An 11,658-nucleotide genomic window follows, 5' to 3' on the forward strand; every position below is an offset into this window, starting at 1 on the left:
GGCCAGGTGTGGCGGGGCTTTGACGCCAGAGAGAGTGCCGCGCCAGCACCCGCTTCAGGGGGCTGGCCGAGCCTTGGCCGCCGCTGCGCGCGGCTAGCGCCTGGCGAGCAGTTGCTGGAGTGCGGGTTGCAGCTGCGGGTAGCGGAAACGGTAGCCGCTCTGCAGCAGGCGGGCCGGCACCACGCGCTGGCCGGTGAGCAGGACTTCGTCGGCCATCTCGCCCAGCAGCAGGCGTACCAGCGCGGCCGGCACCTTCAGTCGCAGGCGCGCCCAGGGCACCTGGCGCTGCAACGCCTGGCAGAAGTCCCGGTGGCTGACCGGTTCGGGGGCGGTGAGGTTGATCGGGCCGCTGAGTGGCGTGCGCATCAGGTAGCTGCAGATATCCAGAACATCGTCCAGGTGTATCCAGGGCATCCATTGCCGGCCATCGCCCAGCTGGCTGGCCACACCCAGTTCGAAGGGGCGCTTGAACTCGGCCAGTGGGCCGCCATCGCGACCCAGGACGATGCCGATACGCAGCAGGCACACGCGCAGGCCAAGCGCCTGCATCTGCAGGGCTCTGGCCTCCCATTGAGCGCACAGCCGATGGGAGAAACCATCGTGCGCCTCGCTGTCTTCATCGAGCGGCTCGTCCTGCCAGTGCCCGTAGTAACCGACGGCGGAGCCGCTGAGCAGCACCTCGGGCTTGTGCTCCAGGCGCTGCACCAGTTGCAGCAGTGCGTCGGTGGTGTCGAGCCGGCTGCTCAGGAAGCGTTGCTTGCGCGCAGGGTTCCAGCGCTGCCCGGCCAATGGCTCGCCGGCCAGGTTGATCAGGCAGTCGATGCGCTCATCGCTGGCGATCTGCGCCAGGTCGGTCAGCGCACTGATGCGCCCGCGCACCTGGCCGAGACTGGCCAGGTCGCGGGTCAGGATCAGTACCTCATGGCCGGCCTGGCTCAGCGCCGTGGCCAGCGGGCTGCCGATGAAACCACTGCCGCCGGTGATCAGCACACGCAGGCGACGCCCGCTGTCATGGCGCAGTGTCAGCGCCGGCGAACGTGGCCGGGTGGCGGGCCTCAGGGCCAGCAGCGGGATGCCCATGGCCAGAGCGGCCGCGCCGTTGAGGTAGGCGTGCAGGGTGAAGCCGAAGGCGATGGAGAAGGCGCTGTCGAGCAGGCTCCACAGCAGCAGGGCGGCGATCAGCACGGGTTTGATCAGGCCCAGGCCGTGGCGGCGGTAGATCACCAGCAGTGCGCAGAACAGCAGGCCCCAGCTGGCCACGGTGGGCCCGAACAGGCCGACCAGGGTGCGCAGCGGCACCTGCTGCTCGGGGCTCGGCAGGGGCAGGCCACGGGCGGCGTACAGGTAGTCGAAGTAACCCTGGGTCAGCGGCAGGTGGGCGGCAAAGGCCAGCACGATGCCCAGCAGCACGTGCCCCGCGCCCATCAGCAACAGCCAGCGATACAGCAGGCCCTGCATCAGCGGATATCCAGTACGCGCAAGAGGAAGGCGTACTCCAGCGCCACGTCGCGGATCCCCTGATAGCGACCGCTCATGCCGCCGTGGCCGGCGTCCAGGTCGGTCTTGAGCAGCAGCAGGTTGTCGTCGGTCTTGCGCTCGCGCAGCCTGGCCACCCATTTGGCGGCTTCCCAGTACTGCACGCGGCTGTCGTTGTAGCCAGCGACGGCGAGGATGGCCGGGTAGGCCTGGGCGCGGACGTTCTCGTAGGGGGCATAGCCCTGCAGCCGGGCGAAGACCTCGGGCTGGTTGGGGTCGCCCCATTCGTCGTACTCGGTGACGGTCAGCGGCAGGTCCGGGTTGAGCATGGTGTTGAGCACGTCGACGAAGGGCACCTCGGCGATGGCGGCGGCGAACAGCTCTGGGCGCTGGTTGAGCACCGCGCCGATCAGCAGGCCACCGGCGCTGCCGCCGCTGATCGCCAGGCGTGCGGGGCTGGTCAGGCCTTCGGCGATCAGGCGTTCGGCGCAGGCGATGAAGTCGTCGAAGGTGTTCTGCTTGTGCTCGAGCTTGCCGGCACGGTACCAGGCTTCGCCCATCTCGCCGCCGCCGCGCACGTGGGCGATGGCGAAGATGAAGCCGCGCTCCAGCAGGCTCAGGCGGGCGTGGGAGAACCAGGGGTCGAGGCTCGCGCCGTAGGCGCCGTAGCCATAGAGATAGAGCGGCGCCGGCTGGCCGGCGGCGAAGACCTCGCGGCGCGCCACCAGGCTGATCGGCACCAATGTACCGTCACCCGCGGTGGCCCAGAGACGGCGACTCTCGTAGGCGTCGGCGTCGAACGGACCTTCCACCGGCGTTTGCTTGAGCACCTGCTGCTCGCCGCTGGCCAGTTCCAGCTGGCGTACCTGAGCAGGGCGGCCGAGGGCCTCGTAGCGCAGGCGGATCACCGTGCTGTGGAGCTCCAGGCCGTCCTGTACGTAGAGGCTGTAGGCGGCATCCGGCAGGGCGACGCGGTAGCTGGCTGCTCCCTGCGGCTGCACCTCGAGCACGGGCAGGCCGCCTTCGCGCAAGGCGAGGACGATGGCGCTCTGATTCAGGGTCGCGCCTTCGAGCATCACCTGCGCATCGTGCGCGCGAATCTGCCGCCAGTGCGGGCGTTGCGGCTGGTCTTCGGCGGCGCGGTACAGGGCGAAGTTGATGCCGCTCTGGTTGCTGCGGATCAGCCAGCACCACTGGCCGTCGAGCATGCCGTGGTCGGCGTCGTACTCATGGCCTTCCTCGCGCGGCGCCAGGCAGGCGAATGCTGCTTGCGGCGTGTCGGCGTCCAGCACCCAGACTTCGCTGGTGGTCTTGCTGCCCAGTTGCAGGATCAGCTGACGTTCGGAGCTGGACCGGTAGCAGTGCAGGAAGAAGCGGCCGTCGGCTTCCTCGAACACCGCTTCGGCGGCTTCATCGCCGAGGCGGTGGCGGTGCAGCCTGTACGGGCGGTGGGTGTCGTCCAGTTCGGTGAAGAACAGGGTCTGGCTGTCGTTCGCCCAGGTCATGCTGCCGTCGCAGTCGTCGAAGGGCAGCTCGCGTATCGCGCCGCTGTCGAGCTCCTTCACGAACAGGCGGTAGATTTCGTCACCGCTGCTATCCAGGCTGTAGGCCAGGCGCCGCTGGTCGGGGCTGATGCTGAACGCGCCCACCGAGAGAAAACCGCCGGCAGCCAGTTCGTTGAGATCCAGCAGCAGTGTCTCGCTGGCCGCGTCGACCTCGAGCGAAGCGCCCGCCGGACGGGCGCAGCGGTAGTGGCGCGGGTATTCGTCGCCAGCCGTGGTGCGCTGGTAATAGAGATAGTCCCCCCAGGGCGTGGGCAGCGACAGATCGGTTTCGCGGATGCGCCCCTTGATCTCCTCGAACAACTGCTCGCGCTGGGCATGCTGCGGGGCCAGGGTGCTTTCCAGGTAGGTGTTTTCCGCTTGCAGGTAGGCCAGCACCTCCTCGCTGTCGCGGTTTTCCAGCCAGCGGTAGGGATCTGTGCCGGCTTCCTGGCGGGCACGAGGGGCAGTGGACATGCTGAAACTCCAGAACTGGGTGCCCGACAGGGGCGCCGGGGCGAGCAAAAGCCGTTATCATAAGCGCCCCTTTGCCACACCTGCCACGCCGGCGACTGCTTATGATGAACGAAAACGACTACCTCATGGCCTGGGCCGCATACGGTGTTGCCGCCCTGGGCTGCCTGCTGGTGTGGATGCGCATGACCACCTGGATGTGGCGCTATGCGCGTGAGCCGCTGCGGGTGCTGGTGGCCGTGCTGCTGTTCAGTCCGACCATCGTCGACCCGGCGCGTGAGCTGTTCGCCCCGGCGATTGCCGTCACCGCCATGGACCTGTTGCTCAAGGTCGGCAACAACGCCTGGCGTGCGGTGGCCGACCTGTCGCTGTATGGCCTGATCGCTTTCGCCCTGTACCTGCTCTTCGTCGCCATCCGCTGGCCCATCGAACGCTGGTGGCAAGGTCGCCGCGAGGAGCAGGTGAGCGAGGTCGACGAAGATTCGCGTACGCTGCGCGAGCGGATGGAAGAGGACGACGACCTGCCGCTGCGTGACTACGGCCACGACCGTTCCGGTCGTCTGGAACCGCGTATCTGATCTGCCGCCTTGCGCCTGCCGCTGCAGGCGCAAGGCCGGCTGGCCCAGTGCAAGGGAGGCTCGATGGATTGCGTGTTCTGCGCCATTGCCGAGCGACGGCTGCCGGCTCACCGCCTGTACGAGGACGATGATTTCATCGTGCTGCTGGATATCTTCCCCATGCGTCCGGCCCATGTGTTGATCGTCAGTCGCCGGCATGCGCCTTTTCTGCACGATCTGCCGCCTGCGCTCGCTGAGCGCCTGCTGCCCCTGGCCGAGCGGGTGGCTGCAGCGCTGCGCCAGGCAGGCTACGGTGCTCAGGGCATCAACCTGTTGCTCAACGACGGCCCGGACGCCAATCAGCACGTCCCCCATCTTCATCTGCACCTGATTCCACGCCGGCCGGGTGACCTGCCGGCATTGCTCTGGCGGCTGCTGACGCGTTTTCTGCCGCTGGGGCGCAAGCGCATCGAAGCGCGCCTGCAGGATGAAGCCGATCGCCTGCGCCTGATCCTCGCCAAGGAGAATTGATTCGATGTGCGAATTGCTCGGCATGAGCGCCAACGTTCCGACCGATATCGTGTTCAGCTTCACCGGCCTCATGCAGCGCGGTGGCCGTACCGGGCCGCATCGCGATGGCTGGGGCATCGGCTTCTACGAGGGCCGGGGCCTGCGCATCTTCCAGGACCCGCAGGCGAGCAGCGAGTCGGAGGTGGCGCAGCTGGTGCAGCGCTATCCGATCAAGAGCGAGGTGGTGATCGGCCACATTCGCCAGGCCAACGTCGGCAAGGTGTGCCTGGTCAACACCCATCCGTTCAGTCGCGAGCTGTGGGGGCGCAACTGGTGCTTCGCGCACAATGGCCAACTGGCTGGGCTCACCGGCTCCAGCAGCTTCTATCGCCCAGTCGGCGATACCGACAGCGAGGCGGCCTTCTGCGACCTGCTCAATCGTGTGCGCCGGGCCTTTCCCGAGCCAGTGTCGGTCGAGGTGCTGCTGCCCGTGCTGGTCGCGGCCTGTTCCAGCTATCGTCAGCTCGGCGTGTTCAACTGCCTGCTCAGCGATGGCGACTGGCTGTTCAGCTTCTGTTCGAGCAAGCTGGCGCACATCACCCGGCGTGCGCCCTTCGGCCCTGCGCAGCTCAAGGATGCCGACCTGAAGGTGGATTTCCAGGCGGAAACCACGCCTGACGACGTGGTCACGGTGATCGCCACCGAGCCGCTGACCGACAATGAGCAATGGTCACGCTACGAGCCGGGTGAGTGGCGGTTGTGGCGTCGTGGCGAGTGCGTCGCCAGCGGCAAGGCCTGAGAGAGGGGAACGAGGCATGTTGAGAAGCTATCTGCGGCTGACGCTGTTCGCCTTCGGTCTGCTGCTGGGCGTGCAGGTACCGGGGTTCGTCGACGATTACGCCAAGCGCGTCGAGGCGCATCGCCTGGAGTCGCAACAGAGTCTCAAGGGCTTTCAGGACACCGCCAGCAAGTTCTTCAAGGGCGACATGGACGCGCTGGTGGCGCACTACCGCGTCAGTGACGACCCGGTGATGCGCAGCGATGCGCAGAGCGTCGCCCACTTGGTAGAGCGCGCGGCCCTGCTCGAGCGCGAATGGCAGGCCATGCAGGGGGCCTGGTACGAACAGGCCTGGCACCTGGCCACGGGGGCCGACCGCGGGTTGTTCGAGGAGACGCTGCAGGCGTACCGCTACCAGGTGCTGTTCACCCCGGAGGCGATTCTCTGGGGCCTGGTCTGCGCCTTGCTGCTGGCCTGGCTGGTCGAGTTGCTGATCCTCACGCTCGGCTGGATGTCCGGCGCTGGACGAACCCGGCAGACGCAGCAGCGACACTGGCGCTGAGCGGGACAGGGACGGGCGCAGAGCGGCTGTCCCAGGCTGGCATCGCGCAGAAATTTGCACTGGTTCGCCTGCGCGGCGGGTGGCGCGTGTTAATGTAATACGGCGTTACATTTAATCGCCTCAGTGTATCTCTGGAGTTTCCATGCCGATCAAGGATTCGATCCTGGCAGCCGCGCTGGCTGCCGTCCTGCCTTTCCTGTCCGTTGCCCATGCCGATTCCACGGCTGAGCCGGAGCCTGCCGCTGCGGTTGCCGAAGTCGATGAAGACGGGCAATGGAGCAGTCCCGAAGCGTTCGTCGCCAGCCTGGAGTTCAAGACCGGTCGCGTGGTGCTGGGCGATGACCTGGCGACGCTGAACCTGCCCGATTCGCTGGTGTTTCTCGACAGTGGCAATGCCCAGCGCCTGCTGGTCGACGGCTGGGGCAATCCGCCGGACGACGTGCCGCCACTGGGGATGATCCTGCCGGCTGGTATCTCGCCGCTGGCCGATGAGTCCTGGGGTGTGACGGTCGAGTACGAGGACAGTGGCTACGTCTCCGACGAGGACGCCGCCGATATCGACTACGGCGACATGCTCGAAGACATGCAGTCCGACATGCGCGAATCCAACGCCTGGCGCGAGGAAAACGGCTACGAGACGGTGCAGCTGGTCGGCTGGGCCGCCGAGCCGCGCTACGACGCCGAAGGCAAGAAGCTGCACTGGGCCAAGGAGCTGAAGTTCGGCGACAGCGACATCAACACCCTCAACTACAACATCCGTGTGCTGGGTCGCAAGGGCGTGCTGGTGCTGAACTTCGTCGCCAACATGGACCAGCTGGCGGAAATCGAAGCCAACGTGCCGGCGGTGCTGGCGGCTACCGAATTCAATCCGGGCCAGCGTTACGCCGAGTTCAACCCGGACCTGGATACCGTTGCGGCCTACGGCCTGGGTGCGCTGGTGGCGGGCAAGCTGGCGGCCAAGACCGGCCTGGTGGCCATGTTGCTGGTGCTGCTGAAGAAGTTCTGGTTCATCCCGGTGGTGCTGTTCGGCTGGCTGGGCAAGCGCCTGAGCCTGCGCAAGAAAGACCCTTCGCCGAGCACAGAGGAGAGCGCCCCGGCCGCGCCTGCGGCTGCCGAGCGCAAGCCGGAGGAACCGCCGCAGACACCGGCGCAGACGGTGATGGATCTGAACAAGCCGGACGATGCCGACAAGCGCTGACTCCGACGCCGGGCCCGGAGGTACTCCGGGCAAGGAAAAACGCCGCGACACCTGTGAAGGGGTCGCGGCGTTTTCGTTGCGGCCGGGTTATTTGGACAGGTACTTCATGCCGTCTTCCAGGCCCTGCAGGGTCAGCGGGTACATGCGTTCTTCGATCAGCTCGCGTACCAGGCCGGTGGAGGCGGTGTAGTTCCAGGTGTCCTTGGGGTAGGGGTTGATCCAGATGATCTTCTTGAACTTCTCGGTGAAGCGCTTCATCCAGACGTAGCCGGCTTCCTCGTTCCAGTGCTCGACGCTGCCGCCCGCCTGGGTGATCTCGTAGGGCGCCATGGCCGCATCGCCGACGAACACCACCTTGTAGTCGGCACCGTACTTGTGCAGCAGGTCCAGGGTCGAGGTGCGTTCGCTGGTACGGCGCATGTTGTTCTTCCACACGCTCTCGTAGATGAAGTTGTGGAAGTAGAAGTACTCCAGGTGCTTGAACTCGGTCTTGCACGCCGAGAACAGCTCCTCGCAGACCTTGACGTGGGCGTCCATCGAGCCGCCGATATCCAGCAGCAGGAGGAGCTTCACCGTGTTGCGGCGCTCCGGGCGCATCTGGATGTTGAGCAGGCCGCCGTCCTTCGCGGTGTGGTCGATGGTGCCGTCCAGGTCCAGCTCTTCGGCCGCACCCTGGCGGGCGAACTTGCGCAGGCGGCGCAGGGCCACCTTGATGTTGCGCGTACCCAGTTCGACCTGGTCGTCGAGGTTCTTGTACTCGCGCTGGTCCCACACCTTGGCGGCCTTGCCCTGGCGCTTGCCGGCATCGCCGACGCGGATGCCTTCCGGGTTGTAGCCACCGGAGCCGAACGGGCTGGTGCCGCCGGTACCGATCCACTTGTTGCCGCCGGCGTGCTTTTCCTTCTGCTCTTCGAGGCGCTTCTTGAACTCCTCGATGAGCTTGTCGAGGCCGCCGAGGCTCTGGATCTGCGCTTTTTCCTCGTCGCTCAGCAGGCGTTCGAATTCCTTGCGCAGCCACTCCTCGGGGATCATCGCCTCGATGTGTTCGTTGAGGTTTTCCAGGCCCTTGAAGTAGGCCCCGAAGGCGCGGTCGAACTTGTCGAAGTGACGCTCGTCCTTCACCAGGATCGCCCGCGCCAGGTAATAGAACTCGTCCATGTCGGCGAACACGACGTTGTGCTTGAGCGCGTTGATCAGGTCGAGCAACTCACGCACCGACACCGGCACCTTGGCCGCGCGCATTTCGTTGAATAGGTTGAGCAGCATTGTCTGTGCCCTCGGGATAATCCGTAGGGTGGGTTAGTCGCGTAGCGGCGTAACCCACCGTTGATGCCGTCGGCATCATGCTTGCCAGCCTGATGGCTGGGCGGTGGGTTACGCTTCGCTAACCCACCCTACAAAGGCGCTGGCCGACGCGCAGCCGCCCGATGTTTACCGAGAAGCGCGGCGTGCCATGAAAGCCAGGCGCTCGAGCAGCTGCACGTCCTGCTCGTTCTTCACCAGGGCGCCGGCCAGTGGCGGGATGGCCTTGGTCGGATCGCGCTCGCGCAGTACGGCTTCGCCGATGTTGTCGGCCATCAGCAGTTTCAGCCAGTCCACCAGTTCGCTGGTCGAGGGCTTCTTCTTCAGGCCCGGCACCTTGCGCACGTCGAAGAACACGTCCAGCGCTTCGGCCACCAGCTCGCCGCTGATGCTGGGGTAGTGCACGTCGACGATCTTCTTCAGGGTGTCGCGATCGGGGAAGGCGATGTAGTGGAAGAAGCAGCGACGCAGGAAGGCGTCCGGCAGCTCCTTCTCGTTGTTCGAGGTGATGATGATGATCGGGCGCTGCTTGGCCTTGATCGTCTCGTCGGTCTCGTAAACGTAGAACTCCATCTTGTCGAGTTCCTGCAACAGGTCGTTGGGGAACTCGATGTCGGCCTTGTCGATCTCGTCGATCAGCAGGATCACGCGCTCGTCGGACTCGAACGCCTCCCACAGCTTGCCTTTCTTGATGTAGTTGCGAACGTCGTGGACCTTGTCGGAGTCGAGCTGCGAGTCACGCAGGCGGCTGACCGCGTCGTACTCGTAGAGGCCCTGATGCGCCTTGGTGGTCGACTTGATGTGCCAGGTGATGAGGCGGGCGCCGAAGGCTTCGGCCAGTTGCTCGGCGAGCATGGTCTTGCCGGTGCCCGGCTCACCCTTGACCAGCAACGGGCGCTGCAAGGTGATGGCGGCGTTGACCGCCAGCTTGAGGTCGTCGGTGGCGACGTAGGACTGGGTACCTTCGAACTTCATCGGAAAATCCTCGGAGCGATAGCGCGGGGCGGCCCGCAGCAGAAATTCAGAGCGCGACTATAACGCGCAGCCTTGGTGGCTGTGAACGCAGACGCAGTATTCAGTCACTGAATGGCGGGTCACCCGGCTTTCGGTCTGCCTGCTGGACGGCCAGCGGGCGGCGGCATAGGCTTGGGGTTTTTCCTGCCCGCAAGGACTTCCATCATGAGTCGTATCTTCGCAGACAACGCCCAGGCCATCGGCAATACGCCGCTGGTGATGATCAACCGCCTGGGCCCGAAAGGCGTGACCATCCTGGCCAAGATCGAAGGACGTAACCCGGCGTACTCGGTCAAGTGCCGCATCGGCGCCAACATGATCTGGGATGCCGAGGAGCGCGGCGTGCTCAAGCCGGGCATGACCATCGTCGAGCCGACTTCCGGCAACACCGGTATCGGCCTGGCCTTCGTCGCGGCGGCGCGCGGCTACAAGCTGGTGCTGACCATGCCCGCCTCGATGAGCCTGGAGCGACGCAAGGTGCTCAAGGCGCTCGGCGCCGAGCTGGTGCTGACCGAACCGGCCAAGGGCATGAAGGGCGCGATCGAGAAGGCCAACGAGCTGGCCGCCGCCAACCCCGACTACTACCTGCCGCAGCAGTTCGAGAACCCGGCCAACCCGGCCATCCATGAAAAGACCACCGGCCCGGAAATCTGGCGGGACACCGACGGCGCCATCGACGTGCTGGTGGCCGGTGTCGGTACGGGTGGCACCATCACCGGGGTATCGCGCTACATCAAGCAGACCCAGGGTAAGCCGATCCTCTCGGTGGCGGTGGAACCGGTGGGCTCGCCGGTCATCAGCCAGACCCTGGCCGGTGACGAGGTCAAGCCGGCTCCGCACAAGATCCAGGGCATCGGTGCCGGTTTCGTGCCGAAGAACCTCGATCTGGCCATGGTCGATCAGGTCGAGCAGGTCGCCGATGACGATGCCAAGGCCATGGCCCTGCGCCTGATGCGCGAAGAAGGCATTCTCTGCGGCATCTCCTGCGGTGCGGCGATGGTGGCTGCCGTGCGCCTGGCGCAGAAGCCGGACATGCAGGGCAAGACCATCGTGGTGATTCTGCCGGACTCCGGTGAACGCTACCTGACCTCGATGCTGTTCGACGGCCTGTTCACCGAGCAGGAACTGCAGCAGTAACGCGTCATGCAAGGGCCGTTGCCGTGGCTGCGCATGGATGATTGGCGCAGCCTGCGCTGATGGCCACGGTGTTTCATGCGGCTGAATCCGCTCGCTCAGGCTGTGCGCTCAGGCGCTTCCACGTCTGTGCTCTGAGCCCCCGGGTGCTGGACCGCTGAGGCGCGAGCCACGCTAGGCCCTGGCAGTCGTTGGCCGTACCACCAGCCACAGGGCCAGTGCGATCAGCAGGCAGCCCGGCAGGTAGTCCCAGCTCAGTGGCTCGTCCAGCAGCAGCGCCCCCCAGAGCACGCCGAACGGCGGGATCAGGAAGGTGGTGGTGCTGGCCTTGATCGGCCCGATATCGCTGAGCAGGCGGAAATACAGCACATAGGCGAAGGCGGTGCAGAGCAGGCCGAGACCGGCCAGGGACAGCCATACCTCGATGCCGCCCCAGCTCGCCGGTGCCTGCAGCGCGAGGCTGCCGGCGAACAGCGGCAGCAGGAACAGGCTGGCCCCGACCAGGCTGGCGAAGGCGGTCAGGCGATTGTCCAGGCCGCCTTGCTGGCCGATCCAGCGTCGCGTGAGGAAACCGGCGAAGCCGTAGCAGGTCGTGGCCACCAGGCAGGCGCCTGCACCCAGCAGCAATTGCATGTCGAAGGCGACCGGGCCGGTGCGGGTCAGCACCGCCACGCCGAGCAGGCCGAGAAACACGCCGGCGGCCTTGCTCGGGGTGATGCCCTCGTGGAAGAACAGCGCGCCGATCAGCACGCCCATCAGGGGGGTCGTGGCATTGAAGATCGCCGAGTAGCCAGCGGGCAGGATCAGCGCCGCCAGGCAGTACATGGCCGATGGCAAGCCGGCGTTGATCATTCCCAACACCAGGCAGATGCGGAATTTGCCACGAAAGTCCCAGTCGGTGCGCAGCAGCAACAGCAGGGCCAGCAGTCCCAGGGTGCCGAAGCTGGCACGGAAGAAGGCGGTCGGCATGCTGCCCAGCACGGGGGCGGCGACCCGCATGAACAGGAAGCTGGCGCCCCAGATGGCGGCGAGCAGCAGCAGGCGAAGCAGGTCGGCGGTGCGCACGATGGACTATCCGGCAGGGGTGGGGGCGAGAGTGTTGCCGCTGGACG

Annotated in this window: 11 protein-coding genes; 6 read left to right on the forward strand and 5 right to left on the reverse strand. The window is 66.0% G+C overall.

Annotation, left to right across the window (positions count from 1 at the left end; all coding sequences use genetic code 11):
- Window positions 1-93 precede the first annotated feature (93 nt).
- Both EPK82_RS21575 and EPK82_RS21580 read right to left on the reverse strand, forming a co-directional pair.
- A complete protein-coding gene (locus EPK82_RS21575) occupies window positions 94-1,458 on the reverse strand; it encodes a TIGR01777 family oxidoreductase (RefSeq protein WP_134677972.1) in 1,365 nt (454 codons plus the stop codon).
- The gene (locus EPK82_RS21580) at window positions 1,458-3,494 is read right to left on the reverse strand and encodes a S9 family peptidase (protein WP_134677973.1); all 2,037 of its coding nucleotides are present in this window, start codon (window positions 3,492-3,494) and stop codon (window positions 1,458-1,460) included. Before EPK82_RS21580 ends, EPK82_RS21575 begins: the two co-directional genes overlap by 1 nt.
- Before the next feature lie 101 nt (window positions 3,495-3,595).
- Between EPK82_RS21580 and EPK82_RS21585 the strand changes: the two genes are divergently transcribed.
- The 5 genes from EPK82_RS21585 (at window position 3,596) to EPK82_RS21605 (ending at window position 7,096) form a co-directional block, all read left to right on the forward strand.
- Window positions 3,596-4,069 (forward strand): hypothetical protein, encoded by a 474-nt coding sequence (locus EPK82_RS21585; protein WP_037053471.1) that lies wholly within the window; start codon window positions 3,596-3,598, stop codon window positions 4,067-4,069.
- Between the two features lie 63 nt (window positions 4,070-4,132).
- Complete coding sequence (locus tag EPK82_RS21590) at window positions 4,133-4,579, forward strand: HIT family protein (protein ID WP_134677974.1); 447 nt, start codon at window positions 4,133-4,135, stop codon at window positions 4,577-4,579.
- A 4-nt stretch (window positions 4,580-4,583) separates the two neighbouring features.
- Window positions 4,584-5,357, forward strand: a complete 774-nt coding sequence (locus EPK82_RS21595) for a class II glutamine amidotransferase (protein ID WP_037053469.1) — start codon at window positions 4,584-4,586, stop codon at window positions 5,355-5,357.
- 16 nt (window positions 5,358-5,373) lie between these two features.
- Window positions 5,374-5,898 carry a DUF2937 family protein gene (locus EPK82_RS21600; RefSeq protein ID WP_134677975.1) on the forward strand — a complete coding sequence of 175 codons (525 nt, stop codon included), beginning with the start codon at window positions 5,374-5,376 and terminating at the stop codon, window positions 5,896-5,898.
- A gap of 142 nt (window positions 5,899-6,040) precedes the next feature.
- Window positions 6,041-7,096, forward strand: a complete 1,056-nt coding sequence (locus tag EPK82_RS21605) for a DUF2167 domain-containing protein (protein WP_134677976.1) — start codon at window positions 6,041-6,043, stop codon at window positions 7,094-7,096.
- Window positions 7,097-7,183: 87 nt separating this feature from the next.
- Here EPK82_RS21605 and EPK82_RS21610 read toward each other — a convergent pair whose 3' ends face one another.
- Complete coding sequence (locus EPK82_RS21610; RefSeq protein WP_037053464.1) at window positions 7,184-8,362, reverse strand: vWA domain-containing protein; 1,179 nt, start codon at window positions 8,360-8,362, stop codon at window positions 7,184-7,186.
- 165 nt (window positions 8,363-8,527) lie between these two features.
- The gene (locus tag EPK82_RS21615; RefSeq protein ID WP_037053463.1) at window positions 8,528-9,373 is read right to left on the reverse strand and encodes an AAA family ATPase; all 846 of its coding nucleotides are present in this window, start codon (window positions 9,371-9,373) and stop codon (window positions 8,528-8,530) included.
- A 204-nt stretch (window positions 9,374-9,577) separates the two neighbouring features.
- Here EPK82_RS21615 and cysK point away from each other — a divergent pair, with 204 nt between their 5' ends.
- Window positions 9,578-10,549 (forward strand): cysteine synthase A, encoded by a 972-nt coding sequence (cysK, locus tag EPK82_RS21620; protein ID WP_037053461.1) that lies wholly within the window; start codon window positions 9,578-9,580, stop codon window positions 10,547-10,549.
- A gap of 171 nt (window positions 10,550-10,720) precedes the next feature.
- On the opposite strand, the gene EPK82_RS21625 is transcribed toward cysK, so the two are convergent.
- Complete coding sequence (locus EPK82_RS21625; RefSeq protein ID WP_047586597.1) at window positions 10,721-11,611, reverse strand: DMT family transporter; 891 nt, start codon at window positions 11,609-11,611, stop codon at window positions 10,721-10,723.
- Window positions 11,612-11,658 lie beyond the last annotated feature (47 nt).

Source organism: Ectopseudomonas khazarica (assembly GCF_004521985.1).
GTDB classification, from domain to species: domain Bacteria; phylum Pseudomonadota; class Gammaproteobacteria; order Pseudomonadales; family Pseudomonadaceae; genus Aquipseudomonas; species Aquipseudomonas khazarica.

Bases quoted from the DNA above. Each gene is read 5' to 3' on its own strand.
- EPK82_RS21575 (WP_134677972.1), bottom strand. From the start codon at position 1,458: ATGCAGGGCCTGCTGTATCGCTGGCTGTTGCTGATGGGCGCGGGGCAC.
- EPK82_RS21580 (WP_134677973.1), bottom strand. From the start codon at position 3,494: ATGTCCACTGCCCCTCGTGCCCGCCAGGAAGCCGGCACAGATCCCTAC.
- EPK82_RS21585 (WP_037053471.1), top strand. From the start codon at position 3,596: ATGATGAACGAAAACGACTACCTCATGGCCTGGGCCGCATACGGTGTT.
- EPK82_RS21590 (WP_134677974.1), top strand. From the start codon at position 4,133: ATGGATTGCGTGTTCTGCGCCATTGCCGAGCGACGGCTGCCGGCTCAC.
- EPK82_RS21595 (WP_037053469.1), top strand. From the start codon at position 4,584: ATGTGCGAATTGCTCGGCATGAGCGCCAACGTTCCGACCGATATCGTG.
- EPK82_RS21600 (WP_134677975.1), top strand. From the start codon at position 5,374: ATGTTGAGAAGCTATCTGCGGCTGACGCTGTTCGCCTTCGGTCTGCTG.
- EPK82_RS21605 (WP_134677976.1), top strand. From the start codon at position 6,041: ATGCCGATCAAGGATTCGATCCTGGCAGCCGCGCTGGCTGCCGTCCTG.
- EPK82_RS21610 (WP_037053464.1), bottom strand. From the start codon at position 8,362: ATGCTGCTCAACCTATTCAACGAAATGCGCGCGGCCAAGGTGCCGGTG.
- EPK82_RS21615 (WP_037053463.1), bottom strand. From the start codon at position 9,373: ATGAAGTTCGAAGGTACCCAGTCCTACGTCGCCACCGACGACCTCAAG.
- cysK (WP_037053461.1), top strand. From the start codon at position 9,578: ATGAGTCGTATCTTCGCAGACAACGCCCAGGCCATCGGCAATACGCCG.